A 25,469-nucleotide genomic window follows, 5' to 3' on the forward strand; every position below is an offset into this window, starting at 1 on the left:
GCCCCCGCCTGCCTCGCGCCGTCCCGTGGTCAACCGTCCCGCCCCCCTGCGCTCGTCGCCGCCGGGTGTCCACCCGGCCCGGGCAGGAGCGTACGAAGAGACGTACGGCCGTTTGAAGCGCTCCAGCCGGTCAATCACTCGTACGAGTGATCACGGCCGAAGCGCCCACCGGCCTCCCGGAGCAGCGGCTCAGCGCGGCGCGGCCAGGGCGGCCTCCGCGTAGCGCTGCCACTCGCCGGCTGCCGAGCCCGGCAGGCAGACCCAGTCCTTCATCGGCCGGCCGTCCGCCGGGTCGAACAGGTGCGCGCCCTTCGTCGCGAGGGCCTCCGCGTGCTCCGCCGAGTCCCGGCCGAGCCGGCAGACCAGCTCGCCCCTGTGCAGCCCGGCGAAGGCCTTGCCGTTGACGTCCTTCAGGCAGGGCATGCCGAACATCTGGCTCCGGCGGGCGCCGCGCGGCACCAGTTCGTCGGCGATGGCCTCGTATCGGGCGGTGGCGTCTTCGTTGCTCGTCATGCCGCCCATCGTGGCGTCCTGACGGGCGCACAGCCACCCGATTAGCGCCCCCTCGTCTCGTTGTCCACTCTTGTCCACGGCCCGGACCACCGCATACCTTGATCTTTTCCACCCTCGCCCCCGGAGGCACCGCCATGCCCGCGTCCCTGACCGTCGCCGTCGCCCAGCCCGCCTGCGCGGAGGGCGGCCGCCCGGACACCGTGGCCGTCAACGTCGGGCGGCACGCCGACGCCGTCCGGGAGGCCGGGACGCGGCTGGTGGTGTTCCCCGAGCTGTCGCTGACCGGCTACGACCTCTCCGCGCCCGCCCTCGACCCGGCAGACGCCCGCCTCGCGCCGCTGGTCGCGGCCTGCGCCGAGACCGGCGCCACCGCCCTGGTCGGCGCGCCGGTGGCGGCGCCGGACGGGCGCGAGTCCATTGCCACGCTCGCGGTCACCGGCGAGGGCGCGTCCGTCGCCTACCGAAAGATGCGCCTGCACGGGGACGAGCTGAACCGTTTCGCCGCCGGCGACAAGCCCGTCGTCCTGGAGGTGGACGGGGTCCGGCTCGGCCTGGCCATCTGCGCGGACGCCGCCGACCCCGGGCACGCCGAGGAGACCGCCGCGCTCGGCATCGACGCCTACGTCGCGTCCACCCTGTACGGGGCCGCGCCCGAGTCCGCCGCCCGCCGCGACGGCCACTTCCGGGACCGCTCCGCCGCCCACGGGGTGTGGAGCGTGCTCTCCACCTCCGCCGGGGCCAGCGGCGAGTTCCCGGCGACCTCGGGCGGATCGGGCTTCTGGGCGCCGGGCGGCGCGCCGGCCGCCCAGGCCGGCACCGAGCCCGGCGAACTGGTCACCGCCCGGCTCCCGTAGGCCCCGTAACCCCTACGAGTGGTTGTTCGGACACCCGGAAATACCCGGGGCCCGCGCGCGGCTGTCGTGGTCGGAGACGTGATCGGAGACCGCTCGGGGCCTCCGTTCGAGACCGTTCAGGAGGTGCGGCGCGCGATGGGCGACCAGCAGGGGCACGGCCAGGAGCACGAGCAGGACCACGGCCAGGAGCGCGGCGAAGGCCACGGCCGGGACTACCGGGTCGAGCACGACTCGATGGGCGAGGTCCGCGTACCGGCCGCCGCCAAGTGGCAGGCGCAGACACAGCGGGCGGTGGAGAACTTCCCCGTGTCCGGCCAGCGGCTGGAGCGCGCGCACATCGCCGCGCTGGCCCGGATCAAGGCGGCGGCGGCGAGGGTGAACGCCCGGCTCGGCGTGCTGGACGAGGAGACGGCGGCGGCCATCGCGGCGGCGGCCGAGGAGGTCGCGGAGGGCCGCTGGGACGGCGAGTTCCCGGTGGACGTCTTCCAGACCGGCTCGGGCACCTCGTCCAACATGAACGCGAACGAGGTGATCGCCACCCTGGCCGCCGAGCGGCTGGGCCGGCCGGTCCACCCGAACGACCACGTCAACGCCAGCCAGTCGTCCAACGACGTGTTCCCGTCCTCGATCCACATCGCCGCCACCGCCGCCGTCACCCACGACCTGATCCCGGCGCTTGAGCACCTGGCGGAGGCGCTGGAGCGCAAGGCCGCCGAGTTCGCACAGGTGGTCAAGTCGGGCCGGACGCACCTGATGGACGCCACGCCCGTCACCCTCGGCCAGGAGTTCGGCGGCTACGCGGCGCAGGTGCGGCACGGGCGGGAGCGGCTGCTGGCGACGCTCCCCCGGGTCGCCGAACTGCCGCTCGGCGGCACGGCGGTGGGCACCGGCATCAACACCCCGCCCGGCTTCCCGGCCGCCGTCATCGAGGAAGTGGCCCGCGCCACCGGCCTGCCGCTGACCGAGGCCAGGGACCACTTCGAGGCGCAGGGCGCGCGCGACGCCCTGGTCGAGCTGAGCGGCCAACTGCGCACGGTGGCAGTCGGGTTCACGAAGATCGCGAACGACCTCCGCTGGATGGGCTCGGGCCCGCGCACCGGCCTCGGCGAGATCAACCTGCCGGATCTGCAGCCCGGTTCGTCGATCATGCCGGGCAAGGTGAACCCGGTGCTGCCCGAGGTGGTGCTGATGGTCGCGGCGCAGGTGGTCGGCAACGACGCCACGGTCACACTGGCCGGCGCGAGCGGCAACTTCGAGCTGAACGTGATGCTCCCGGTGATCGCCCGCAACGTCCTGGAGTCGGTGCGACTGCTCGCCAACAGCGCCCGGCTGCTCGCCGACCGGACGGTGGACGGCATCACCGCGAACGTCGAACGGGCCCGGGAGTACGCGGAGTCCTCGCCGTCGGTGGTCACCCCGCTGAACCGCTACATCGGGTACGAGGAGGCGGCGAAGGTGGCCAAGCAGGCGCTGGCCGAGCGCAAGACGATCCGCCAGGTGGTACTGGAGCGCGGTTATGTGGAGGCGGGCAAGCTCACCCGGGAGCAGCTTGACGAGGCGCTGGACGTGCTGCGGATGACCCACCCGTAGTCGCCGACAGCTGTGGCTGTGGACGTGCGCCGGGGCGCGGAGGGCGGTTCGCCGCCGGTCCACGCCCCGGACGCGGGCTGTCGGGGAGGTCAGCCCTTGGCGCGGCCGGCCCGGCCGAGCCGCATCGCTGCTCCGTTCGCCGTGATCGTGGCCATCGAGATCGCCGCGAGCCCGAGCAGGAACATCACGGCACCGACGATGACGCAGGTGACGATGTTCTTGCCGTGCGCGACCGATCCGGAGACGGCCCAGGGAGAGATGATCGTCCAGACACCGAGCGCGGCGGCCGCCCAGGCCCTCGCGTGTGTGCGCTCGTAGGCCGACCCGTATCCGGCCATCAGCAGGGTGTAGGCCAGACCCACGATCAGGCAGGTCACGGTCAGGGTGCTGAAGGCGGTGAAGCCGACGATCCAGGGCGATGCCGCCAGGAAGAGACCGCCCAGCACGGCCAGGGCCTCGATGCCCTGGGCGCGCGGGGTCGAGGTGACCCGCTCGTAGTGTTCCCGTAGTTCGACGATGTCCGGATGGTGCTCCATGCCCATCGGGATCTGGGTAGACACCGATACCACCTCCTATGGGTTCGGAACATGGAAGGCGCTTGCCCCGTACCCATTCTGGCGCTTCTCTAACGTTTTGCACCTGCTTGCCCGAAATGATCGATAACCATCCGATCACGCCGGTGACCTGCGTCTCACCACTCCGGAGGCCCATTGCTATGCAACTCGTTGCATAGCAGGATGCGGGTCATGGCACTGGAGCACGCGATCCTCGTCTCACTGCTGGAGCAGCCCGGCTCCGGCTACGAGCTGGCCCGGCGCTTCGACCGCTCGATCGGCCGCTTCTGGACCGCCACCCACCAGCAGATCTACCGGGTGCTGCGGCGCATGGAGGCGGACGGCTGGATCGCTGCCGAGGAGGTCGTCCAGGACGGCCGCCCGGACAAGAAGGTGTACTCGGCGGCCGGACCCGGACGGGCCGCGCTGGCCGGCTGGCTGCGCGAACCAGTCGAGCCGGAGACCGTCCGGCACGAGCTCGCGGTGAAGATCCGCGCCGCCGCCTTCGACGACCCGGCCGCACTGATCTCCGAGGTCGAGCGCCACCGCGACGGCCACGCCGCCCTGCTCGCCCGCTATCTGCACGGCGAGCAGCGCGACTTCCCCGATCTCACCGCGCTCGACACCGCCCAGGAACTCCAGCACGTGGTGCTGCGCGGCGGCATCGAATTCGAGCGGATGACCCTCGCCTGGCTGGACGACGTGCTCGCCACCCTGCACCGCCTCGCCGCCGACAGACGGCCCTGACAGGCCCGACAGCCCTGACAGCCCGACAGGCGGCGGACAGCCGACGGTCGACAGACAGCAGATGACAGAGTCTGAAATCTGTTATCCGTCAGCTGTCCGCCGTCCTCTGCCACCCCACACCCTCGACCCCCGGGAGCCCGTGATGCTCTTCAACCCGCGCACCTACGACCCCGCCCAGTTCGACGAGCCGACCCGCCGGCTGCTGCGCGCGACCGTCGACTGGTTCGAGTCCCGCGGCAAGAAGGCGCTGATCGACACCTACATCGACCGCACCTGGTACGCCGACTTCCTCGAATTCGCCGCCAAGGAAGGGCTGTTCGCGGAGTTTCTGACCCCGTCGGCGGCCGACCCGGACAAGCGGTGGGACACCGCCCGGATCGCCGAGCTCAACGAGATCTTCGGCTTCTACGGCCTCGGTTACTGGTACACCTGGCAGGTCACCATCCTCGGCCTCGGGCCGGTCTGGCAGAGCGAGAACGAGGCCGTCCGGGCCCGCGCCGCACGCCTCCTGGCGGAGGGTCACGTCATGGCGTTCGGCCTCTCCGAGCGCACCCACGGCGCCGACATCTACTCCACCGACATGATCCTCACCCCCGACGGCGAGGGCGGCTTCACCGCGACCGGCTCCAAGTACTACATCGGCAACGGCAACGTGGCCGGCCTGGTCTCGGTGTTCGGCCGCCGCTCGGACGTCGAGGGCCCCGAGGGCTACGTGTTCTTCGCCGCCGACAGCCGCCACGAGGCGTACCACCTGGTCAAGAACGTGGTGAACGCCCAGATGTACGTCAGCGAGTTCCGGCTGGAGGACTACCCGGTCCGCGCCGAGGACGTGCTGCACACCGGCCAGGCCGCCTTCGACGCCGCGCTGAACACCGTCAACGTCGGCAAGTTCAACCTGTGCACGGCCTCGGTCGGCATCTGCGAGCACGCCATGTACGAGGCGGTCACGCACGCCCACAACCGGGTGCTGTACGGCAAAAAGGTCACCGACTTCCCGCACGTGCGGCGGGAGTTGACCGACGCCTACGCCCGCCTGGTGGCGATGAAGCTGTTCAGCGCGCGGGCCGTCGACTACTTCCGCAGCGCCTCCCCGGAGGACCGCCGGTACCTGCTGTTCAACCCGATGACCAAGATGAAGGTCACCACCGAGGGCGAGAAGGTCATCGACCTGATGTGGGACGTCATCGCGGCCAAGGGCTTCGAGGCGGACACCTACTTCGACAAGGCCGCGAAGGACATCCGCGGCCTGCCGAAGCTGGAGGGCACCGTTCACGTCAACCTGGCGCTGATCCTCAAGTTCATGGGCAACTACCTGTTCGCCCCGGCCGATTACGCGCCGGTGCCGAACCGGCTGGACGCCACCGACGACGTCTTCCTGTTCCGGCAGGGCCCGGCCCGCGGCCTCGGCGCGATCCGCTTCCACGACTGGCGCACCGCCTACGACCGGCACGCGCACCTGCCGAACGTCGCCCGCTTCCGCGAACAGGCCGACGGATTCTGCGAGTTGCTCCTGCAGAACGCCCCGAGCAAGGAGCAGCAGGCGGACCTGGACTTCCTGCTGGAGATCGGCCAGCTGTTCGCGCTGATCGTCTACGGCCAGCTGGTGCTGGAGCAGGCGGAGCTGACCGGTCTGGACACCGACGTGCTGGACCAGATATTCGACGCGCTGGTCCGCGACTTCTCCGCGCACGCTACCGAGCTGTACGGCAAGGCCTCGGCGACGGAGGAGCAGGCCGCCTGGGCGCTCGCGAACGTGCGCCGGCCGGTCGCCGACGCAGAGCGGGCGGCGAAGGTGTGGGCGCGGGTCGACGCGCTGTCGGGCGCGTACGAGATGCAGCCGTAGGGGCTGTACGGAACTCGGTGAGACCCCGGGGGTGCCGGTCGGCGGACCGGCGCCCCCGGTTGCCTTTCGGCCAGCCGCAGGTGATCGAAGGATTCGCAGGCGCTCGCGAGCATGGAGCGCCGGGCGAGGCAGCGGACGCGGACGCGTTCGCCGTTCGGGTCGAGGATGACGGTGGCGGAGCCTGTGGCGGTGGAGACGATCACCGGGGTTCACCTTCCTTCGGGGCGTCGGCGGGGTGCGGGACGGCGAGGACGGCGTGGAAGTACTCAAGCCCGGCGCTGCCGGCCGTGAGGACGGTCCGCGTGCCGAGCGGGAGGGCGAGCGCCGTGCCCTCGACGAGCGGGATGCCGTCGTCGGGGGCGGCCGTGTCGGGGGCGGCGTCGGGCGCGGCGGCCCGGCCGGAGCCGGCGGTGACGTAGAGCGCGTGCTCGACGTCGTCGGCGGCCAGCTCAGCGCTGCGGCCCGGGTCGAGCCACTGCAGGCCGACGCCGCGCAGCGGGCCGGAGAGCAGGCAGCCTGGGTCGGCGGCGCCGCGTCGGTGCAGGTCGGTCAGGACAGTGCCCGGCATGACGGGGGCTCCTTCGGTCTCTGGCGGGCTACGGTGGCCCGCCGTTGACATCACCGTCCGCTGCCCGCTGTCCCGGCCACACGGGGGCCACGTCCCGTCCCGCTCCCGGCCGGGCTACCGGGGGGGCTGGGGCCACTCGGCGGGGCTCCCCTCAGCGGGCTCGCCACCCCACCCCGCTCCTCCCCCACCCCCCACCCGACGTACGGTGGAACTCGGAGGCTGCATCATGCACGTCACCAGTACCCACTTCACCGACCGCACCGAGGCCGGCCGTCGGCTGGCCGCCCTGCTGGGGCACCTGGGCGGCCCCGGCACCGTGGTGGTCGCCCTGCCGCGCGGCGGGGTGCCCGTGGCCGCCGAGGTGGCCGCGGCGCTCGGTGCGCCCCTGGACATCTGCGTGATCCGCAAGCTCGGCGTGCCCTACCAGCCCGAGCTCGGCATGGGAGCGATCGGCGAGGACGGCGTCCGGGTGCTCAACGACCAGGTGATGCGCCTGGCCGGGGTCACGGCGGAGCAACTCGCCGACGTGGAACGGCACGAGCGCGCCGAACTGGAGCGCCGGGCCCGCCGCTACCGGGGCGGCCGCCCGCCCGCCGACCTGCGCGGCCGGACCGTGATCGTGGTCGACGACGGCATCGCCACCGGCTCCACCGCCCGCGCCGCCTGCCGGATCGTCCGGGCCCGTGGCGCGGACCGGGTGGTGCTCGCCGTCCCGGTGGCGCCCCAGGACTGGACGGACCGCCTGACCGAGGTCGCCGACGAGCTGGTCTGCGTCGGCACCCCGTCCCCGTTCTTCGCGATCGGCGAGTTCTACGCCGACTTCTCCCAGACCGGCGACGACGAGGTCCTGCGCCTGCTGGCCGAGGCCCGCGGGGAGCGCCCGCCCGCACCCGTCGTGGTGGACCGCGAACTGACCGTCCCCGCCGACGGAGTCCGCCTGGCCGGCCACCTGACCGTCCCCGCCGCCGCCCGCGGCATCGTCGTCTTCGCGCACGGCAGCGGCAGCAGCCGCCACAGCCCCCGCAACCGGCACGTCGCCGGGTACCTGAACCGGACCGGCCTGGCCACGCTGCTGTTCGACCTGCTCACCGAGGCCGAGGAGCCGGACCGCCGCAAGGTGTTCGACGTCGGCCTGCTCGGCTCCCGCCTGACCGCCGTCGCCGAACATCTGTCCACGCTCGACGCCACCCAGGGCCTCCCCCTCGGCCTGTTCGGCGCCAGCACGGGTGCCGCCGCGGCGTTGCACACCGCCGCCGATCTCGGTCCGGCCGTCGGCGCCGTGGTCTCCCGCGGGGGCCGCCCCGACCTTGCCGGGCCGGAGGTGCTGGGCCGCGTCACCGCCCCCACCCTGCTCATCGTCGGTGCCCTCGACGGCACCGTGATCGACCTCAACCAGCGGGCGCGGACCCGGCTGCGCTGCGAGAGTGAACTCGCCGTGGTGCCGCACGCGGGCCACCTGTTCGAGGAGCCGGGCACGCTGGACCGGGTCTCCGAGCTGGCCGGGGACTGGTTCCGGCACCACCTCCGACCTGGGACCGAGCCGTGAAGCAGCCCATCCCACCAGTCACGCAGAGCTCTTACGCAGACTTCGTGAATCAGTCCCGATCGGCAGCACATTTTGCGCAGCTGAACGAGGGATTTCCTGATCAGCTTGTACACATTGAACAGTGAAAATCCGACCTGTTGCCCAACCACCCGGACAGGAGCAAGCTCTCCGCTCAGCCGGACCGCCCACCCATCAGCGGCGCGGCCGCCTCAAGCGGATGCCTCAGAGCCGAGGCCCAAAGTGGAGGAACGACCGATGACCCCGCAGTCCCACGCCCTTGAGCTGACCCCCGAGGAGCGCGAGGCCGGTCTCGACGCCGACCAGCTGCGCCGCCTCGTCGGCCTCGTCGAGCACGACCCGGCCACCGACCCGTTCCCGGTGACCGCGCAGGACGCGGTCGTGTTCGTGGTCGGCAACGCCACCCAGACGGCCCAGTTCTACCAGGCCGTCTTCGGCATGGAGCTGGTCGCCTACTCCGGCCCGGAGACCGGCCGCCGCGACCGCAAGGCCTTCGTGCTCCGCTCCGGCTCCTGCCGCTTCGTGATCAAGGGCGGCGTCCTGCCGGACAGCCCGCTGCTGGACCACCACCGCCGCCACGGCGACGGCGTGGTCGATCTGGCGCTCGAAGTGCCGGACGTCGACAAGTGCATCGAGCACGCCCGCGCGACCGGCGCCACCGTCCTGGAGGAGCCGAACGACGTCTCGGACGAGAACGGCACCGTGCGCCGCGCGGCGATCGCCACCTACGGCGAGACCCGGCACACCCTGATCGACCGCTCCCGTTACTCCGGCCCCTACCTGCCCGGCTACATCGCCGCCGAGAGCAAGGTCAAGCACCCGGCGGGCTCGCCGAAGCGCCTGTTCCAGGCGCTGGACCACGCGGTCGGCAACGTCGAGCTGGGCAAGATGGACGAGTGGGTCTCGTTCTACAACCGGGTCATGGGCTTCGTGAACATGGCCGAGTTCGTCGGCGACGACATCGCCACCGACTACTCCGCGCTGATGTCCAAGGTCGTCGCGAGCGGCAACCACCGGGTGAAGTTCCCGCTCAACGAGCCGGCCATCGCCAAGAAGAAGTCCCAGATCGACGAATACCTGGAGTTCTACACCGGCCCGGGCTGCCAGCACATGGCGCTCGCCACCAACGACATCCTCACCACCGTGGACGTGCTGCGTTCGCGCGGCGTGGAGTTCCTCAACACCCCCGACTCGTACTACGACGACCCGGAGCTGCGCGCCCGGATCGGCCACGTGCGGGTGGAGATCGACGAGCTGAAGAAGCGCGGCATCCTGGTCGACCGCGACGAGGACGGCTACCTGCTGCAGATCTTCACCAAGCCGATCGGCGACCGCCCCACCGTCTTCTACGAGTTCATCGAGCGGCACGGTTCGCTGGGTTTCGGCAAGGGCAACTTCAAGGCGCTGTTCGAGGCCATCGAGCGCGAGCAGGACGCCCGCGGCAACCTGTGAACGTCGCGGAACTCTGAGCACGGTCGGCGTACCGTGAGCACGGTCGACTGAGCACGGTCGAGGAGGAGCAGGGAGATGGCGTACTACCGGCAGCTGGGCAGCATCCCGCCCAAGCGGCACACCCAGCACCGCACACCCGAAGGCGGGCTGTACTACGAGGAGTTGATGGGCGAGGAGGGGTTCTCCTCGGACTCCTCGCTGCTCTACCACCGGGGTATCCCGTCGGCCGTGGTGAACGCGGTGCCGTGGGAGCTGCCGGACCAGTCCACGGTGCCCAACCATCCCCTGCTCCCCCGCCACCTCAAGCTGCACGAGCTGTTCGCGGACCAGGAGTGGAAGTCCGCGGACGTCGTGAGCAACCGCCGCCTGGTCCTCGGCAACGGCGACGTGCGGATCTCGTACGTCGCCGCCGGGGCCCCGAGTGAGCTGTACCGCAACGGACTCGGCGACGAGTGCGTGTACGTGGAGTCCGGCTCCGGCACGGTGGAGACGGTCTTCGGCTCGCTGGAGGTCGGCCAGGGCGACTACGTGATCATCCCGCGGGCCACCACGCACCGCTGGGTGCCGGCCGGGGACGAGCCGCTGCGCGCGTACTGCATCGAGGCGAACAGCCACATCACCCCGGTCAAGCGCTACCTCTCCAAGTACGGACAGCTGCTGGAGCACGCGCCGTATTGCGAGCGGGACCTGCGCGGACCGGAGGGCCCGCTCGTGGTCGACGCCCCCGGGGACGTCGATGTGCTCGTCAAGCACCGTGGCCCGAACGGCGTTTCGGGCACCCGCTACACCGTGCCGCACCACCCGTTCGACGTGGTGGGCTGGGACGGCTGCCTGTACCCGTACGCCTTCAACATCCGGGACTACGAGCCGATCACCGGCCGGATCCACCAACCGCCGCCGGCCCACCAGGTGTTCGAGGGCAACGGGTTCGTGATCTGCAACTTCGTTCCCCGTAAGGTGGATTACCACCCGCTGTCGATCCCGGTGCCGTACTACCACGCCAACGTGGACAGCGACGAGGTCATGTTCTACTGCGGTGGCGACTACGCGGCCCGCAAGGGCTCGGGCATCGCCCAGGGTTCGATCTCGCTGCACCCCGGCGGGCACACCCACGGTCCGCAGCCGGGCGCGTACGAGCGCAGCATCGGTGTGGACTTCTTCGACGAACTCGCCGTCATGGTGGACACGTTCCGCCCGCTGGAGCTGGGCGAGGGCGGCCGGGCCAGCGAGGACGGCAACTACGCGTGGACGTGGGCGGGCCGGGGGCCCGGGCGATGAGCGCGATCCCGCTGTCACCCGTGCCCGAGCTGTCCCCCGTCCCCGAGCTGTTCCACGGACTCTTCGACGACGCGGCGGTGTTCCCGCCGGGGAACCTGCCGGTCGTCGAGGCGGTGCCCGCGCACCGCGCCCACCGCGCGGCCTGGTATGCCGACGCGGTCGGCCCGTTCCTCTGTGGGGCGGGCCGGCTGGGCGAGTTGGCCGCGGCGGTGGAGGGCACCGGGCCGCTCAGGGTCGGGCTCGTGCTGCCGGGGGGCAGTGCCGAGCTCGGCCCGGCGCTCGCCGCCGCCGCGCCGTTCGAGGTGGCCGGCGTCGAACTCGCCACCCGGGACGTCCGCGAGGCCGTCGCCGAACTCGACCGGCTGCTGCCGCCGGACGTTCCCGCCGCCGTCGAACTGCCGCGCGAACTCCTGCGCGGCGACGGCCTGGACGAGGTCCTGGACGTGCTGGTCGACAGTGCCTATCGGGCGAAGTTCCGCACCGGCGGGGTCGTCGCGGAGGCGTTCCCGGGCGAGGACGAGCTGGCCGCCTTCCTCACCGGCTGCGCGCAGCGCGGCCTGCCGTACAAGTGCACGGCAGGGCTGCACAATGCCCTCCGGCACACCGATCCGGTCACCGGCTTCGAGCACCACGGTTTCCTCAACGTGCTGCTGGCCGCGCAGGAGACGGACCGGGCCGCCGCCGCCGAAGTGCTGGCGGAGCGCGACGGCGAGGTGCTGGCCAAGGCCGTCCGCGAACTGAGCGGGCATCAGGTTACGGTGATCCGCAACTCGTTCACCGCGTTCGGCACCTGCAGCATCGCCGAACCCCTGGACGACCTGGCCGCGCTCGGCCTGCTGTCGCCCAGTCCACTGCCCCAGGAGGACCGTTGAGCACCCCCCGCAGCTGGCTCGCCAGCACCCAGGACTCGCCGTTCGGCGTGCACAACCTGCCGTACGGCGTCTTCACCGCCGCCGACCAGCCCGGACGGCGCCGGATCGGCGTGCGCGTCGGGGACTTCGTGCTGGACGCCGGAGCAGCCGCCCGCGCGGCCGGGGCGCCCTCGGTGCTGCTGGATGCGGACTCGCTCAACCCGCTGCTGGCGGCCGGGCGTTCGGCCTGGACGCAGGTGCGGGCGGACCTCACGCTGTGGCTGACCGACGAGTCCTACCGCGAGGCGCTGTCGCCGGCGCTGCTGCCGGTGGGCGAGGTCGAGCTGCACCTGCCGTTCGAGGTCGCCGACTACGTCGACTTCTACGCGAGCGAGCACCACGCCACCAACCTGGGCCGGATCTTCCGCCCGGGCTCGGAGCCGCTGACGCCCAACTGGAAGCACCTGCCGATCGGTTACCACGGCCGGGCGGGCACGGTCGTCGTCTCCGGCACGCCGGTGGTGCGCCCGTACGGGCAGCGCAAGGCGCCGGCCGACGCGGTGCCGTCCTTCGGCCCGACCCGCCGGCTGGACATCGAGGCCGAGGTCGGCTTCGTCGTCGGCGCGCCGTCCACGCTCGGGCGGCCGGTCGTCCTGGACGACTTCCGCGAGCACGTGTTCGGCGTCTGCCTGGTCAACGACTGGTCCGCGCGGGACATCCAGGCCTGGGAGTACGTGCCGCTCGGCCCGTTCCTCGGCAAGTCCTTCGCGACCTCGGTCTCGCCGTGGATCGTCCCGCTGGACGCGCTGCAGCACGCCCGGGTCAGCCCGCCCGAGCGCGATGTCGAGCCGCTGCCGTACCTGGACGACCGCGGCGGCGAGCCGTGGGGCCTGGACCTGGCGATGGAGATCCGCCTGAACGGGCACCTGGTCTCCCGCCCGCCGTTCGCGTCGATGTACTGGACGGCGCAGCAGCAGCTCACCCACATGACGGTCAACGGCGCCTCGCTGCGCACCGGCGACCTGTTCGCCTCGGGCACCGTCAGCGGGCCCGAGCCGGACACCCGGGGCGCGCTGATCGAGCTGACCTGGAACGGCGAGGAGCCGCTGAAGCTCGCGGACGGCACGACGCGGACGTTCCTGGAGGACGGCGACGAGGTGATCATCACCGCCACCGCGCCGGGCCCGGACGGGACGGTCGTCGGCTTCGGCGAGGTCGCGGGGCGGGTCGAGCCGTAGCCGGGCTGTAGATGGACCGTAGCCGGGCCGCGCGCAGGCCGTGGACGGGCCGCAGTCGGGCCGCGGCAGGTCCCGGGTGACAACTGACAGATGACAGATGACAGATGACAGATTTCATCATCTGTCATCTGTCATCTGTTTGCCCTAGTACGGTGGGCGGCAGGGACAGGGATCTTCGACACCGAGGAACGGGAGCGGGCCCGATGAGCGCAGGGGCGGCGGCAGAGGCAACAGCAGCCGAGGTACAGGTCCACCGGGACGGCCGGGTCGGACGGATCGTGCTGAACCGGCCGAGGGCGCTCAACTCCCTCACCCACGGCATGATCACGACCGTCAGCGCGACGCTGGACGAGTGGGCCGCCGACGATGCCGTGCACACCGTCGTCCTGACCGGGGCCGGCGAGCGCGGGCTCTGTGCCGGGGCCGACATCCGAGCGATGCACGACTCCGCCAAGGCGGGCGGCGCCGGCGCGCGGGCGTTCTTCCGTGACGAGTACCGGCTGAACGCCCTGATCGCGCGCTACCCCAAGCCCTACGTCGCGGTGATGGACGGCATCACGATGGGCGGCGGCGTCGGCCTCTCCGCCCACGGCGCGGTCCGGATCGTCACCGAACGCTCCACCGTCGCCATGCCCGAGACCCGGATCGGCCTGGTGCCGGACGTCGGCGGCAGCCTCCTCCTCGCCCACGCCCCGGGCGAGTTGGGCACCCACCTGGGCCTGACCTCCGGCTCGATGGGCCCCGGCGACGCCCTGCTGTGCGGCTTCGCGGACCACTTCGTCCCGTCGGCCAAGATCCCTGCGTTGCTCGACGCCCTCGCCCAGGAGCCGGATGTGGCCGCCACCGTCGCCGCGCACGCCGAGCCCGCGCCGCCCGCCGCCCTCGCGGCCCAGCGTGCGTGGATCGACGCCTGCTACGCCGCCGACACCGCCGAGGAGATCGTCGAGCGGCTGCTCAACTCCGGTGTGCCGGAGGCGAAGGAGGCCGCCGAACTGGTCCTCGCCAACTCGCCGACGGCCGTCAAGGTCACCCTCGCCGCGCTGCGCCGGGCCCGGTCGCTCCCGTCGCTGGAGGCGGTGCTCGACCAGGAGTACCGCATCTCGTGCGCCGCACTGGACGGCGACGACCTGATCGAGGGCATCCGCGCCCAGGTGATCGACAAGGACCGCAACCCGCGCTGGTCCGCTGCCATGCTCGCCGAGGTGACGGACGCGGACGTGGCACACTTCCTGGCCCCGCGCGAGGGCGACGAGCTCGGCCTGGCCTGAACCGTGCCACCCGGGCGGTTACACCGAGCGGTACCGGTTACGCCGAACGGTACGGCGTGCGGTTCTGATCCCGGCCCGGGCCCCAGGGTCTGACTCGTGACGACTGTCTCGCATGCCAAGACTGGCGCGAGGCGGGGCGCGTCGTAGATCGTTGGGTGGTCAGGGCGCGCCCGTGCGGCGCCGAGCAGCGGAATGGGAGTCAACGGCGATGACCGAGACCGAGACCTACGAGACGATCCTGGTCGAGCGGAAGGGCCGGGTCGGGCTGATCACGCTCAACCGGCCCAAGGCGCTCAACGCGCTGAACACCCAGCTGATGAACGAGGTCGTCGCGGCGGCCACCGCCTTCGACCGGGATCCGGAGATCGGCTGTCTGGTGATCACCGGGTCGGAGAAGGCCTTCGCGGCGGGCGCCGACATCAAGGAGATGCAGGGCAACCGGTTCCCCGACGTCTACCTGGACGACTGGCTGGGCCCGTGGGACCGACTCGGCGAGCTGCGCAAGCCGGTCGTCGCGGCGGTGGCCGGCTTCGCGCTGGGCGGCGGGTGCGAGCTGGCGATGCTGTGCGACATCCTGCTGGCCGCGGACACCGCGAAGTTCGGGCAGCCGGAGATCAAGCTCGGCGTGATCCCGGGCATCGGCGGCTCGCAGCGGCTGACCCGGGCGATCGGCAAGGCCAAGGCGATGGAGCTGTGCCTGACCGGCCGGATGATGGGCGCCGAGGAGGCCGAGCGGGCGGGCCTGGTCTCCCGGATCGTCCCGGCCGACCAGCTGATGGCGGAGGCTCTGGCCACCGCCGAGACCGTCGCGGCGATGTCCACCCCGGCGGCGATCATGATGAAGGAGAGCGTCAACCGGGCTTTCGAGACCACGCTCGCCGAGGGCGTCCGCTTCGAGCGCCGCCTCTTCCACGCGGCGTTCGCGACCGCGGACCAGAAGGAGGGCATGGCGGCGTTCGCGGAGAAGCGCCCGCCGGCCTTCATCAATCGCTGACGGATGACGGCGAACAGCTGACAGATGACAGATGACAGATGATGAAATCTGTTGTCTGTCAGCTGTTATCTGTCAGTGTTATCTGTTTGCTGAAACCCGTCAGCCCTCGTCCGCCAGCACCGTGTTGAGCCGGGCGAGCCCGCTGCGGGTGGCAGCGACCACGATCCGGTCGCCCGGGCCGAGCCGGCGGGTGCGGTCGGCGTAGTTCCACTGGAGGTGCGGGCTGCGGGCGACCCGGGCGGCGATCACCCGGACGCCGCCCGGGTCCTCCAGGTCGTGCCGGTTCATGCCGATCAGCCCGCTGCCGTCCTCCACGGTCAGCTCGGCGATGAGCAGCACGTGCCGGAGCACCGAGAGCGTGCCCCGCACCTCGCGTCCCATCAGGGCGGCGGCGAAGGCCGGCGCCGCCAGGTAGGAGACGGACCGCGACGCCGCGTTGTCCAGCGTCGCGTAGAAGTGGCCGGCGAAGTTGTCGTCGAACAGCCGCACCACCACCCGGACTTCGGGGTTGCCGTGGCGCGCCTCCAGTGCCGCCTCCAGGTTGGTGGCGTCGTCTCCGCTGACCGCGACCACGGCGCGGCTGTGCTTCAGCCGGGCCCGGCGCAGCTGCTCCTCGAACGGGCCGTCACCGAGCACCACCGGGATGCCGAGCGCCCGGACGGCGGCGATGCCGCGCGCCTGCGGGTCGCGCTCCATGCAGACCACCGGCACGCCCAGCTCGTGCAGCTGAGCGGCGACCCGGGTGCCGACGTTGCCGAGCCCGACGACGATCACGTGGTCCCGGGTGCCGGCGCTCGGGTTGCGCGGCAGGCCGCGGCGCCCGGAGGCGAGCACCTCGACGACGATCGCGGTGGCGACCGGCGCGAAGGTGATGCCGCAGAGGGTGATGACCACCTGCGCGGCCCGCTGCCACCCACCGCCCGTCCCCGTTCCGGCGGCGATGTCGGCGGGCTGGTCGGGCTGGGCCGCGCCGGCCAGGTCGAGCAGCGAGATGTAGACGGTCCAGCCGAAGTCCCGGCTGAGGTACCAGAGCACCGCGAAGGACATCAGGACCAGGGCGAACGCGGTGAGCAGCACCAGCCGCAGCCGGGCGCTGGTGAAGAAGCGTGCCGTGTCGAGCACCCGCCAGCGCAGCCGCCGTGCCCAGCTGATCGGTTCCCGGGGTTCGATGGGCAGCGCCTGGAGGGCGGCGACCCCGCCCGTCTCCGCGACCGCCTCGGGCAGCGGCTCTACGTCGTGCCGCACACCGCCACCAGCGCTGCCACTGCCACTGCCGACACCGCCACCACTCCCCACGCGCACCGGCCCGTCGTCCCCGAACTCACTGGCGAGCTGGACGAACTCGGCCGAACTGCCCTCCTGTTCGGGCATCAGGCGGATCTTGCTGAGGTCCTGGCGGTCGATGTGGTCGGCGACGATGCAGATCCGGTCGGAGGTGATCGCGTCGTCGAAGGCGATGTGCAGGAACCGTCCGCCGACCTCGACCGAGTTGGGCCGCCCGAGCGCCGCGGCGGCGAAGGCGGGCGCGGCGGTGGCGGAACCGGAGAGCGCGGCGCCGTTCCTGAGGAGGCGTTCGATGTTCTCGCCGAGGCGCTGGTTGAACATCCGGAGCACGATCCGGATGTCCGGGTTGTGGCCCTGGGCGCTGAGCGCCGTGTGGATGTTCTCCTGGTCGCTGCCCTCGACGAGGGCAAGGCCGCGTGCGGTCTCGATGGACACCGCGCGCAGCGCCTCGTCGGTGATGCTGCTGTACTCCACGACGGCGGCGACGCCGGACAGTTGCTCGATCTGCGGCGCGTGGTCGCGGCTGCGGTCCGCGACCAGGACGACGACCGGAACCTCGTAGTGCTCGACGAGTTCCAGGATCAGCCGGTGGGCCAGCGCGTTTCCGCCGCAGACGATGTAGTGCTGGCTGATCGGCTCGACCGGAGGGGTCCCCCACCCTTCAGAAGTCATACCACCGGATGGTATCTACGGCTGGTGCTCGGAGGGTGTCGTTCCGGCAACCGGCAGGGCTCCGAATGTCCCGGACGGGCATCGGTTTCCATCCCTCCAATGGCGGTACCGGACGAGCGGGAGGCAGCCGGGGGCATGAGGGTGGGGTTCGTCCCCCGCCCGTACCCCGCCTGTTCCGCCCGTTCCCGGCCCGAGGAGTGCGCCACCGTGGTCCCCCCGATCATCACCCCCGACGGTTCCCCGGCCATCAACCCCGACGGTTCCCCCGTCCAGGGCCCGCTCGGCCTGCTCGCAAAGGCCGCCTGGCAGGTCCTGCTGCTCGCCGGGCTGGCCTCGCTCGCCCTCGGGATCGTCGTCTTCGCCTGGCCCAGGCAGACCCTGCTGGTGGTGGGTGTGCTGTTCGGCCTGTACCTGCTGGTCATCGGCATCGTCCAGCTGGTCGCGGCGTTCGGCACGCACGCCACCACCGCGCTTCGGGTGCTCGCGTTCATCAGCGGTGCGATCTGCGTGCTGCTGGGGCTGCTCTGCTTCCGCAGCGCCGCGCAGTCGCTGCTGCTGCTCGCGCTCTGGATCGGCATCGGCTGGCTGTTCCGGGGCATCACCCAGCTCGCCGCCGCCATCTCCGACCCGAACATGCCCGCCCGTGGCTGGCAGGCCTTCGCGGGCGTGGCCAACACGCTGGCCGGCGTACTGCTGATGGACTGGCCGGTCGGCTCGATCGCCGCGCTGACGATCCTGGCCGGCTGCTGGCTGCTGGTCCTCGGCCTGATCGAGATCGTGACGGCGCTCCAGATGCGCAGCCGGGCGAAGCGGATCCCGTCGGGCGTCTAAAAGGGGCAGAGGAGAGAACTACGGCCTGGGCGCGTAGCCGATCCTGAACGTCGCGGCCTCCAGCCGTTCGACGTCGAGCCGGACGTCCGTCAGCCGCTCGGCGAGGGCGAACGCGGCCTCGGTGTGGAGGTCGAGGTTCTTGTCGTCGAGACGGAACCCGCAGGCCGTCAGCAGCTCCGGGATCCCTGGGGCGTCGGCGTCCGACCCGTCCCGCTGGTCGGGGAAGAGCGGCTCGAAGTGGAGCCGGCAGCCGGCGCCCTCCCACCAGTTGAAGGCGTCCGCGGCGTTGACGTTCCGGAAGTGCGAGACCGCCCGGGTGCCGTCGGCGAGGCGGGGCAGCAGGTCCCAGAGGCTGCCGAGGTAGCCGTAGGGCTCGGCGGCCAGGGCCCAGCCGTCGAGTTCGGTGACGGCGACGAGGAGCCGGTCCGCGTACTCGTCCTCGCTGAACAGGCGCTCGGCGTCCGGGTCCTCGCCGTCGTCGAAGGTCTCCCAGGCGGCGACGACGGCGTCCAGGCCGGTGACCTCCCGGCCCGGGACGGCGTCGAAGCGGCGCAGCAGTTCGTCGGCGGCGACGCCCCGGACCTGGGTCAGGCAGTAGGCCTCGCCGAGGACGGGGTAGCGCTTCGAGAACCAGGTGAAGTCGGTGGCGTGTGCAGTCATGGGCCGATGCTCCCAGACGGCTGTGACACCGTCAGAGCCAGGTCGCCGGGTCGCTCCCCCAGCGGCCCGGCGGGCGGGACCAGTCGGTGGGCGCGCCGTCGTAGGCGATCGGCGGGAGGGCGTGGCGCAGGCGGCCGTAGGCGGAGTCGGTCTCGGCAAGCCAGCGCTCGGAATCGTACGGCTCGTCGCTGGCCGACGCCTCAGGCTCGATGCCGTGGAGCAGCCAGGACGCGGTACCGGCGAGGGAGAAGCGCAGGTGGCGCCCGCCGGGGCGCCCGGTGCGCTGGTCGGTGAGGGCGCGCAGGACAGCGGCGGCGATGAGGTAGCCGGTGCCGTGGTCGAGTGCCTGCGCGGGGAGGACGCCGGGGTGACCGTCCGGGGCGGACTCGTGGCCGGCGATGCCGACGCCCGCCTGGACGAGGCTGTCGAAGCCGCGGCGCCCTGCCCATGGGCCGGTCCAGCCCCAGGCGCAGAGCTGGGCGACGATCAGGTCGGGGCGGCGGGCCGGCAGGGCGTCGGGGGCGAGGCCGTGGGCGTCGAGGGCGCCGGGGCGGTAGCCGGTGATGACGACGTCGGCGGTGGCGAGCAGGTCCTCGAAGACGGCGCGGTCGGCGGGGTCGGCGAGGTCGAGGCGGGTGGAGCGCTTGCCGAAGCCGGTGTCGGCGTGGGCGTCGTCGGCCTCGGGGAGGTGGGGCGAGTCGACGCGCAGCACGTCGGCGCCGAGCAGGGCGAGGGTGCGGGTGGCGACCGGGCCGGCGATGACGCGGGTGAGGTCGAGGACGCGGATGCCGTCGGCGGGCAGCGCGGCGGGGCCGAGCTGGCGGGCCGTCGAGGGGCCGGAATCGACGATGCGGGTCTCGACCAGGGGGTGCGCGGTGGCACTGACCGGCGCGACGGCCACGGCAAGCGCCCCCGCCTCGTAGGCGCGTTCCTGGATCCGCTCGGACGGCTGCTCGCCCAGCACCTTCGCGAGGTGCTCGGGTCCGGCGTCGGCGGGCAGGTCCAGAGCGGTGAGCAGCCGGGTGCGGTGGTGCGGGTAGTTCGCGTGGGTCCGGACCCAGCCGTCGGCGGTGCGCCAGAAGCCGGAGTGCGGGGCGAAGGTGACGGGCGTGCGGCCGTCGACGGTCAGGTGGCGCTCGCTGACGAAGGCAGTGGCCACGGCGCCCTGGTCGACCCGGACGGCGGGGACGGGGCCGCCGTTGCGGTGGGCGGCGAGTTCGGCGGCGGCCAGCGAGCAGGCGGCGACGGTGGCGCGGGCGAGCTGTCGCACCGGCAGGCCGGAGGGCAGGACGGCGTCGGGGCCGTGGAAGGAGACCCGTTCCAGCAGGTCGGCGGATCCGCCGAGGGCGGCCCAGGCGTGCGCGGTGGGCCCGTCGACGGGGGGCCGCTCAGCGACGGGCTGCGCGGCGACGGGCTGCGGTACGGGGGTCTGCTCGGCCGGGGACTGCTCGGTCACGGACTGCGCGGTCGGGGACTGCTCGGCCTGGGGCGTCGGACGCTCTGTCATGTCCGGCATTCTGCTCCCGTTGCCGACCGCCCGCCGTGACGCCCGCCACCCGCCGCCCGCCCACCGGGCATCACTCGGCCCTGGCCGATCGGCGGAAGGACCACGGACGGTCGGCAGGTAGGGTGCGGACGGGGGGCCGGAGCGGCCCGTACGGCGACAGGGGGCCTGAATGCACGCGATCCGCCGTCTCGACCTGGGCTACTTCGTCCGGCCGGCCGCCGAGGTGGGCGGCCCGCGGCCTCGGGTCGAACCGGTGCTCGCGTACCTGGTGCGGCGCCCGGACGGGCTGCTGCTGTTCGACACCGGGATCGGCGCCGGCGACCCCGAGACCGAGGCGCACTACCGCCCGGTCCGCCGCCCGCTGCCGGAGGCGCTCGCGGCGGCCGGGGTCGCGCTCGCCGACCTCGACCTGGTGGTCAACTGCCACCTGCACATCGACCACTGCGGCGGCAACCCGCTGCTGGCCGGCATGCCGGTGCTCGTCCAGGCGGCCGAGCTGGCGGCGGCCCGGAAGGGCGACTACACGATCGACGCGCTGGTCGACTTCCCGGGCGCGGACTACCGCGAGCTGGACGGCGAGGCCGAGGTGTGGCCGGGGGTCCGGGTGGTCCCGACGCCCGGGCACACCGCCGGGCACCAGTCGCTGGTCGTGGAGCGGCCGGACGGCGGCGCCGTCGTGCTCGCCGGCCAGGCGTACGACTTCGCGTCCGAGTACGGTTCGGCGGTGCTCGCCCGGCGGGCGGCGCGCGAGGGCGTGGCACCGCCGCTGCCCGGCTACCCGGCTTGGCTGGACCGCCTGGCCGCGTTCGGGCCGCACCGGGTGCTGTTCGCGCACGACAACGCGGTCTGGGAGCCGGCGGGGTAGCCCGGGCACCGGGTGTCAGAAAGTGACGCGCCGCGCGGTCACTGCGTGTCAGAAGGTGAAGCGCAGCGTCCGGACGCGGTGGTCGAAGCTGGACGGGACGAGGTCCGGCTCGCCGACCGACCGTAGCTCGGGCAGGCGGGTGAACAGCTCGCGGAAGAGCACCTTCATCTCCTGCCGGGCGAGGTGGGCCCCCAGGCAGTAGTGCGGCCCGCCGCCTCCGAACCCCAGGTGGGGGTTGGGGGTGCGGGTGATGTCGAAGGCGTCCGGGTCGGCGAAGACCTCTTCGTCACGGTTGGCGGAGCCGAAGAACAGGACCGCCTTCTCCCCCGCCCACAGCAGCGGTCCGCCGGGGCCGCCCAGCTCGTGGTCGACGGCCAGGGTGCGGCGGAACTGGATGATCGGCGTGGCGTGCCGGACGATCTCGTCCTGCAGCTGCGCGCTACTGACGGGCGGTACGGGGGTGTGCACATTTAGTGATTGAGCGATGGACGATGTCAAATCGCACCGATGGTCATACGAGCGGCTTGGCGGGATCCGGCGACCGGGCCCTGGGGACGGGTGGCGGCGGACTGGGGCGATGCGGCCGGGCATGGTCTCACGGGGCGGAACCGGCCAATACCGGAGGGTGCGGTCCGGGCTGGACCGGGCGGGTGCGACGATGAGTGCCATCGTGATGACCGATCGGATCCGCTCGCTGCGCGCCGTGGTCTTCGCCGCGCTGTGCGTGGCGCTGGCCGCCGCGGCGCACGTCGGCATGGGCGGGGCCGGGGTGTCGCCGCCGGTGCTGGCCGGCGCGTTCGGCGCGGTCCTCGCCCTGACCTGGCTGCTCGCCGGGAGGCGGCGGGGCCTCGGGGTGATCAGCGCCTGGATGGTCGCGGCGCAGAGCGCGCTGCACCTGCTCCTCGAGCGGGCCGGGGCACTCACCCCCGGCAACGGCGGCCTCGGCCGGCTCGCCGGCACCGACTGGACCGCCCTGCTGCTCTGCAACCCGGACCGGGTGCCCACCGGACTGTCGCCCGCCGACCTGGCGAGGATGGCCGGACTCGACCCGGATGTCCCGCCCGCCGCCGGCCTGCGCGCCGTGGCGGGCATGCACCACGACACGGGGGCGGGGGCGGTCCCGGGGGTCGCTTCGGGCGACAGCTCGGCGATGGACATGGCCGGGACAGCGGGCATGCCCGGAATGTCAGGGATGTCCTCCGCGTCCGGTGGGAGCGGCGCCTCCGGCCATGCCATGGCAGCCTCCCACGACATGGCGGCGCACGGGATGTCCCCCGGGATGATCGCCGCCCACGTGCTGGCCGCGCTGGCCTGCGCGCTGCTGCTCTGGCGCGGTGATGCCGCGCTGGTCCGCCTCTTCGAACTCCTCGGGGCACTCGGCTCCGTCGTGGCGGGCGCGCTGCTGCTCCCACTCCTCGCGCTGTTCGCCCGGCCCTTCGGCTACCGCCCGCCGACCCCGCCCCGGCCTGCCGTCCGCCGGACTCGACTGCCCCGGCAGGTGCTGCTCACGCACGCCGTCGTACGGCGCGGGCCGCCCGCGCTCGCCCTCGCCTGCTGACGCGCCCGTCGCCGTACTCCACCCGCCACTCCCGGCCGCTCACCGCCGCCGGAGGCGCCGCGACGGGCAGGTCGCCCTGCCGTCCGGCCGAGCGTTGCGCCGCCGTGCCGTCAGGGCCCGGGCCTGCGCGCGCTGCCACCCGCTCCCGGGGCGCGCCGCGCGGAGAACCCACGGACGCCGACGGCGCCGCCCACGGCGGGCGCCGCCCCCAGCCCTTCCCTCAGGACCTTTCATGCCTGACTACGACGGCGCACCGGTTCCGGCCGGCGCCACCGTCCTACTGCTCCGGGCCTCGCGGCCCTTCGTCTTCCAGCCGGGTCAGCAGACCGGCGGTCCAGTCCGCCGACGGGCCGTCGGTGGCGGCCACCCCGACCCGGCCGCGCAGCCGCTCGGCCCGCTCCAGCCAGTCCCGGCAACCCGCGCAGCGTGCGACGTGCTTGTCCAGGCGGCCGTCCGGAAGCCCAGCCGGCTCGCCGTCCAGGCGGGCGGACAGAGCGGTACGGAACTGCGCGCATCTCATGCGACCATCGTGCCGCACGGCTTCGACGGCGGGACCGGCCGGGTGGGAGGCCGCCGTGGATGACGAGCAGCTCACCGCGCTCGCCCTGACCGCCCGCGCGGGCCGGGCGCCCGACGTCGAGGCCTTCGTGCGCGCCACCCAGCGCGACGTGTGGCGGTTCGTCGCCCACCTGACCGACGTCCAGTCCGCCGACGACCTCGCCCAGGAGACCTTCCTGCGCGCCCTGCGGGGCCTGCCCGCGTTCGCCGGCCGCTCCTCGGCCCGGACGTGGCTGCTGTCGATCGCCCGGCGGACCGTGATCGACCGGTACCGGACGGCCGCCGCCCGGCCACGCTGCGCGGCGCTGCCGGACTGGCAGGAAGCCGCCGAACGGCAGAGCACCCAACCGGCGGCCGGCTTCGAGGACGGCATCGCGCTCGGCGACCTGCTCGACCGGGTACCCGTGCAGCGGCGGGAGGCGTTCGTGCTGACCCAGGTGGTCGGCCTGAGCTACGCCGAGGCCGCCGAGGTGGCGGGCTGCCCGGTCGGAACCGTCCGGTCCCGGGTCGCCCGGGCCCGGGAGGAGCTGATAGCGAGGCTGCGGGCGGCGGAGAGCGGGGAGCTGGCGGCGGCCTGCTGAGAGTTCAGGCGACGGATGACAGATAACAACTAACAGATTACAGATTTCAACATCTGTCATCTGTTAGTTGTCAACTGTTCGCCCGGCGGCGCCGATCGGAAAGATTCCTTCAAGTGTTCGGGAACTGGATCCGCCGCGCCCCCGACTGCTGTACCGGACCCCGCCGCCGAGGCGGTGTCCGGTACAGCGGGGGAACGGAGGACTCCATGGCAGCGCAACATCGGCCGAGCGCCGGTGGGTTGACGGGACACCGGGCACGCCAGGACAACCAGGACAGCCAGACCGGCCCGGTGGACCGGTGGAGCCTGGTCGTCGCCGCCGGGCTGCTCTCGTTCGTCGCGATGCTCGACATGAACGTGGTCAACCTGGCGCTCACCGACATCTCGGCCGGCCTGCACGTGTCCGCCGGGGTCGCCCAGTGGGCCACGCTCGGCTACCAACTCCCCCTGGTCGCTCTGCTGTTGCCAGCCGGGCGGTGGCTGGACCAGGTCGGCACGCGTTCCGCGCTGCTGCTCGCGGTCGGCTGCTTCGCCACCTGCAGCGTGCTCGCCTCCCTTGCGCCGTGGGCCAGTTGGCTGATCGCGGCCCGCCTTGCGCAAGGGGCCTTCGGCGCGGTGCTGTTCGTGCTGATGCCGGTGCTCGCCGCCACCGCCGTCCGGCCCGAGCTGCGCGGGCGGGCGATGAGCGTGCCCGCCACGCTCGGCCCGCTCGGCGCCGTCACCGGGCCGGTGATCGGCGGCCTGCTGCTCGACCACGTCGGGTGGCGGGCGGTCTTCCTGGTGAAGCTGCCGGTCTGCCTGGCCGCCGTGCTGATCGTGCGGCGGCACGCCCCGCACGCCGGTAAGTTGCGGCTGCCGGACCGCGGTTCACTCGGTGACGCCGCCCTCATCGGCTCCGCCGTCGCCTCCGTCCTGCTCGCGCTCACCCTCGCACCCCGGGCGCCGCTGTGGCTGTTGCTCGCGCTGCCCGCCGCCCCGCTCGTCCTGGTCTGGCTGCGCCGCCCCGGTGGGCGGCCGGTCGCCGAGACGCTCCGGGCCGCGGGCACCACCGGCGTCAACGCCTCCGTACTGGCCCTCGCCGCCGGCTTTGCGGCCTGCCAGTACCTCCTCGTCCAGCACCTGCGCGGCGCGGAGGCCGAGAGCGCCACCGGCACCGCGCTCACCATGCTGGCCTTCCCGCTCGGCATGGTGGTGGCGGGCCGCTTCGGCGGACGGCTCGCGGACCGCTGGGGCGCCCGGCCGACCGCGCTCACCGGGGCCGCCGTCACCACCCTCGGCCTGCTGTTTCTCGTCCCGCTGGACGGCGCCTGGTCCAACGGCGACATCGCCTGGCGGCTCGCCCTCGCCGGCGCCGGCATGGGCCTCAACGGCGGCCCCACGCAGGCACTGGTGATGACCGCCTCGCCGCCCGGGAGGCTGGCCACCACGGGCTCCGCCGTCCAGCTCTCCCGCAGCCTGGGCTTCGCCCTGGGCCCCGCCCTCGCCACCGCCGCCACCCTGGCCGGCGACCGCGCGACCACCGGCACCAGAGCCGGCCTCGCCCTGGCGGTCCTCGCCGCCGCGACCGCCGTCGCCCTCCTCGCCCTGCACCACCGCGCCCACCGCGCACCGGCGTGACGCGGCCGGCCCGCCCGACCGCC

23 protein-coding genes and 1 pseudogene are annotated in these 25,469 nt (G+C 72.8%); 16 read left to right on the forward strand and 8 right to left on the reverse strand.

Going from position 1 to position 25,469, the window contains the following annotated elements:
- Positions 1–189: 189 nt before the first annotated feature.
- Positions 190–513: a hypothetical protein gene (locus KV557_RS09005; RefSeq protein ID WP_218199248.1), complete on the reverse strand. Its 324-nt coding sequence runs from the start codon at positions 511–513 to the stop codon at positions 190–192.
- A gap of 134 nt (positions 514–647) precedes the next feature.
- Between KV557_RS09005 and KV557_RS09010 the strand changes: the two genes are divergently transcribed.
- Both KV557_RS09010 and KV557_RS09015 read left to right on the forward strand, forming a co-directional pair.
- Positions 648–1,367 (forward strand): carbon-nitrogen hydrolase family protein, encoded by a 720-nt coding sequence (locus tag KV557_RS09010; RefSeq protein ID WP_218199249.1) that lies wholly within the window; start codon positions 648–650, stop codon positions 1,365–1,367.
- A gap of 234 nt (positions 1,368–1,601) precedes the next feature.
- Complete coding sequence (locus KV557_RS09015; protein WP_218199380.1) at positions 1,602–2,957, forward strand: class II fumarate hydratase; 1,356 nt, start codon at positions 1,602–1,604, stop codon at positions 2,955–2,957.
- 89 nt (positions 2,958–3,046) lie between these two features.
- On the opposite strand, the gene KV557_RS09020 is transcribed toward KV557_RS09015, so the two are convergent.
- The gene (locus KV557_RS09020) at positions 3,047–3,517 is read right to left on the reverse strand and encodes an SPW repeat protein (protein ID WP_308129816.1); all 471 of its coding nucleotides are present in this window, start codon (positions 3,515–3,517) and stop codon (positions 3,047–3,049) included.
- Positions 3,518–3,703: 186 nt separating this feature from the next.
- Here KV557_RS09020 and KV557_RS09025 point away from each other — a divergent pair, with 186 nt between their 5' ends.
- Together KV557_RS09025 and KV557_RS09030 are read left to right on the forward strand one after the other, a co-directional pair.
- Complete coding sequence (locus KV557_RS09025) at positions 3,704–4,258, forward strand: PadR family transcriptional regulator (protein ID WP_218199250.1); 555 nt, start codon at positions 3,704–3,706, stop codon at positions 4,256–4,258.
- Positions 4,259–4,400: 142 nt separating this feature from the next.
- Complete coding sequence (locus KV557_RS09030) at positions 4,401–6,101, forward strand: acyl-CoA dehydrogenase family protein (protein WP_218199251.1); 1,701 nt, start codon at positions 4,401–4,403, stop codon at positions 6,099–6,101.
- A 199-nt stretch (positions 6,102–6,300) separates the two neighbouring features.
- Here the strand turns inward: KV557_RS09030 and KV557_RS09035 are convergent, their stop codons facing one another.
- Complete coding sequence (locus KV557_RS09035) at positions 6,301–6,669, reverse strand: hypothetical protein (RefSeq protein ID WP_218199252.1); 369 nt, start codon at positions 6,667–6,669, stop codon at positions 6,301–6,303.
- A gap of 226 nt (positions 6,670–6,895) precedes the next feature.
- Here KV557_RS09035 and KV557_RS09040 point away from each other — a divergent pair, with 226 nt between their 5' ends.
- The 7 genes from KV557_RS09040 (at position 6,896) to KV557_RS09070 (ending at position 15,314) form a co-directional block, all read left to right on the forward strand.
- Positions 6,896–8,215, forward strand: coding sequence for a phosphoribosyltransferase family protein (locus KV557_RS09040; protein ID WP_218199253.1), 1,320 nt, complete (start codon positions 6,896–6,898; stop codon positions 8,213–8,215).
- A 255-nt stretch (positions 8,216–8,470) separates the two neighbouring features.
- Positions 8,471–9,685, forward strand: a complete 1,215-nt coding sequence (gene hppD / locus KV557_RS09045) for a 4-hydroxyphenylpyruvate dioxygenase (RefSeq protein WP_256177141.1) — start codon at positions 8,471–8,473, stop codon at positions 9,683–9,685.
- 75 nt (positions 9,686–9,760) lie between these two features.
- Positions 9,761–10,963, forward strand: coding sequence for a homogentisate 1,2-dioxygenase (locus KV557_RS09050; protein WP_218199254.1), 1,203 nt, complete (start codon positions 9,761–9,763; stop codon positions 10,961–10,963).
- Positions 10,960–11,835: a hypothetical protein gene (locus tag KV557_RS09055; protein ID WP_218199255.1), complete on the forward strand. Its 876-nt coding sequence runs from the start codon at positions 10,960–10,962 to the stop codon at positions 11,833–11,835. The genes KV557_RS09050 and KV557_RS09055 overlap by 4 nt, the downstream gene beginning before the upstream one ends.
- Positions 11,832–13,052: a fumarylacetoacetase gene (gene fahA, locus KV557_RS09060; protein ID WP_218199256.1), complete on the forward strand. Its 1,221-nt coding sequence runs from the start codon at positions 11,832–11,834 to the stop codon at positions 13,050–13,052. The genes KV557_RS09055 and fahA overlap by 4 nt, the downstream gene beginning before the upstream one ends.
- Before the next feature lie 203 nt (positions 13,053–13,255).
- Entirely contained in the window at positions 13,256–14,320 is a 1,065-nt protein-coding gene (locus KV557_RS09065; RefSeq protein ID WP_218199257.1) for an enoyl-CoA hydratase/isomerase family protein, read from the forward strand.
- Between the two features lie 208 nt (positions 14,321–14,528).
- Positions 14,529–15,314 carry an enoyl-CoA hydratase gene (locus KV557_RS09070; RefSeq protein ID WP_218199258.1) on the forward strand — a complete coding sequence of 262 codons (786 nt, stop codon included), beginning with the start codon at positions 14,529–14,531 and terminating at the stop codon, positions 15,312–15,314.
- Between the two features lie 99 nt (positions 15,315–15,413).
- On the opposite strand, the gene KV557_RS09075 is transcribed toward KV557_RS09070, so the two are convergent.
- Positions 15,414–17,270: an NAD-binding protein gene (locus KV557_RS09075; RefSeq protein ID WP_218199259.1), complete on the reverse strand. Its 1,857-nt coding sequence runs from the start codon at positions 17,268–17,270 to the stop codon at positions 15,414–15,416.
- A 207-nt stretch (positions 17,271–17,477) separates the two neighbouring features.
- On the opposite strand from KV557_RS09075, the gene KV557_RS09080 reads away from it, so the two are divergent.
- Complete coding sequence (locus KV557_RS09080; protein ID WP_308129817.1) at positions 17,478–18,101, forward strand: HdeD family acid-resistance protein; 624 nt, start codon at positions 17,478–17,480, stop codon at positions 18,099–18,101.
- Positions 18,102–18,119: 18 nt separating this feature from the next.
- On the opposite strand, the gene KV557_RS09085 is transcribed toward KV557_RS09080, so the two are convergent.
- Together KV557_RS09085 and KV557_RS09090 are read right to left on the reverse strand one after the other, a co-directional pair.
- Entirely contained in the window at positions 18,120–18,761 is a 642-nt protein-coding gene (locus KV557_RS09085; RefSeq protein WP_218199260.1) for a DUF6461 domain-containing protein, read from the reverse strand.
- 31 nt (positions 18,762–18,792) lie between these two features.
- Positions 18,793–20,268, reverse strand: a complete 1,476-nt coding sequence (locus tag KV557_RS09090) for a CoA transferase (protein WP_218199261.1) — start codon at positions 20,266–20,268, stop codon at positions 18,793–18,795.
- 169 nt (positions 20,269–20,437) lie between these two features.
- Here KV557_RS09090 and KV557_RS09095 point away from each other — a divergent pair, with 169 nt between their 5' ends.
- A complete protein-coding gene (locus KV557_RS09095) occupies positions 20,438–21,133 on the forward strand; it encodes an MBL fold metallo-hydrolase (protein WP_218199262.1) in 696 nt (231 codons plus the stop codon).
- Between the two features lie 48 nt (positions 21,134–21,181).
- Here KV557_RS09095 and KV557_RS42385 read toward each other — a convergent pair.
- Positions 21,182–21,559: pseudogene (locus tag KV557_RS42385) on the reverse strand (cytochrome P450); the annotation flags it as partial.
- Positions 21,560–21,791: 232 nt separating this feature from the next.
- Between KV557_RS42385 and KV557_RS42390 the strand changes: the two are divergent.
- On the forward strand, positions 21,792–22,691 hold the full coding sequence (locus tag KV557_RS42390) for a hypothetical protein (RefSeq protein ID WP_256177142.1): 900 nt from the start codon (positions 21,792–21,794) through the stop codon (positions 22,689–22,691).
- Positions 22,692–22,968: 277 nt separating this feature from the next.
- Here KV557_RS42390 and KV557_RS09110 read toward each other — a convergent pair whose 3' ends face one another.
- The gene (locus KV557_RS09110) at positions 22,969–23,211 is read right to left on the reverse strand and encodes a zf-HC2 domain-containing protein (protein ID WP_218199265.1); all 243 of its coding nucleotides are present in this window, start codon (positions 23,209–23,211) and stop codon (positions 22,969–22,971) included.
- Here KV557_RS09110 and KV557_RS09115 point away from each other — a divergent pair.
- Positions 23,210–23,830 carry a sigma-70 family RNA polymerase sigma factor gene (locus KV557_RS09115; protein ID WP_218199266.1) on the forward strand — a complete coding sequence of 207 codons (621 nt, stop codon included), beginning with the start codon at positions 23,210–23,212 and terminating at the stop codon, positions 23,828–23,830. The two genes, KV557_RS09110 and KV557_RS09115, sit on opposite strands and share 2 nt — an antisense overlap.
- A gap of 206 nt (positions 23,831–24,036) precedes the next feature.
- Entirely contained in the window at positions 24,037–25,446 is a 1,410-nt protein-coding gene (locus KV557_RS09120) for an MFS transporter (RefSeq protein WP_218199267.1), read from the forward strand.
- The last annotated feature ends 23 nt before the right edge of the window (positions 25,447–25,469 follow it).

The sequence above is a fragment of the Kitasatospora aureofaciens genome (assembly GCF_019192735.1).
GTDB lineage: Bacteria > Actinomycetota > Actinomycetes > Streptomycetales > Streptomycetaceae > Kitasatospora > Kitasatospora aureofaciens_A.

Coding starts and splice junctions, on each gene's coding strand:
- KV557_RS09050 (WP_218199254.1), top strand. CDS start 9,761: ATGGCGTACTACCGGCAGCTGGGCAGCATCCCGCCCAAGCGGCACACC.
- KV557_RS42390 (WP_256177142.1), top strand. CDS start 21,792: ATGAGTGCCATCGTGATGACCGATCGGATCCGCTCGCTGCGCGCCGTG.
- KV557_RS09055 (WP_218199255.1), top strand. CDS start 10,960: ATGAGCGCGATCCCGCTGTCACCCGTGCCCGAGCTGTCCCCCGTCCCC.
- KV557_RS09075 (WP_218199259.1), bottom strand. CDS start 17,270: ATGACTTCTGAAGGGTGGGGGACCCCTCCGGTCGAGCCGATCAGCCAG.
- KV557_RS09015 (WP_218199380.1), top strand. CDS start 1,602: ATGGGCGAGGTCCGCGTACCGGCCGCCGCCAAGTGGCAGGCGCAGACA.
- KV557_RS09005 (WP_218199248.1), bottom strand. CDS start 513: ATGACGAGCAACGAAGACGCCACCGCCCGATACGAGGCCATCGCCGAC.
- KV557_RS09070 (WP_218199258.1), top strand. CDS start 14,529: ATGACCGAGACCGAGACCTACGAGACGATCCTGGTCGAGCGGAAGGGC.
- KV557_RS09030 (WP_218199251.1), top strand. CDS start 4,401: ATGCTCTTCAACCCGCGCACCTACGACCCCGCCCAGTTCGACGAGCCG.
- KV557_RS09120 (WP_218199267.1), top strand. CDS start 24,037: ATGGCAGCGCAACATCGGCCGAGCGCCGGTGGGTTGACGGGACACCGG.
- KV557_RS09095 (WP_218199262.1), top strand. CDS start 20,438: ATGCACGCGATCCGCCGTCTCGACCTGGGCTACTTCGTCCGGCCGGCC.
- KV557_RS09115 (WP_218199266.1), top strand. CDS start 23,210: ATGCGACCATCGTGCCGCACGGCTTCGACGGCGGGACCGGCCGGGTGG.
- KV557_RS09090 (WP_218199261.1), bottom strand. CDS start 20,268: ATGACAGAGCGTCCGACGCCCCAGGCCGAGCAGTCCCCGACCGCGCAG.
- KV557_RS09085 (WP_218199260.1), bottom strand. CDS start 18,761: ATGACTGCACACGCCACCGACTTCACCTGGTTCTCGAAGCGCTACCCC.
- KV557_RS09110 (WP_218199265.1), bottom strand. CDS start 23,211: ATGAGATGCGCGCAGTTCCGTACCGCTCTGTCCGCCCGCCTGGACGGC.
- KV557_RS09010 (WP_218199249.1), top strand. CDS start 648: ATGCCCGCGTCCCTGACCGTCGCCGTCGCCCAGCCCGCCTGCGCGGAG.
- KV557_RS09040 (WP_218199253.1), top strand. CDS start 6,896: ATGCACGTCACCAGTACCCACTTCACCGACCGCACCGAGGCCGGCCGT.
- hppD (WP_256177141.1), top strand. CDS start 8,471: ATGACCCCGCAGTCCCACGCCCTTGAGCTGACCCCCGAGGAGCGCGAG.
- KV557_RS09035 (WP_218199252.1), bottom strand. CDS start 6,669: ATGCCGGGCACTGTCCTGACCGACCTGCACCGACGCGGCGCCGCCGAC.
- KV557_RS09065 (WP_218199257.1), top strand. CDS start 13,256: ATGAGCGCAGGGGCGGCGGCAGAGGCAACAGCAGCCGAGGTACAGGTC.
- KV557_RS09025 (WP_218199250.1), top strand. CDS start 3,704: ATGGCACTGGAGCACGCGATCCTCGTCTCACTGCTGGAGCAGCCCGGC.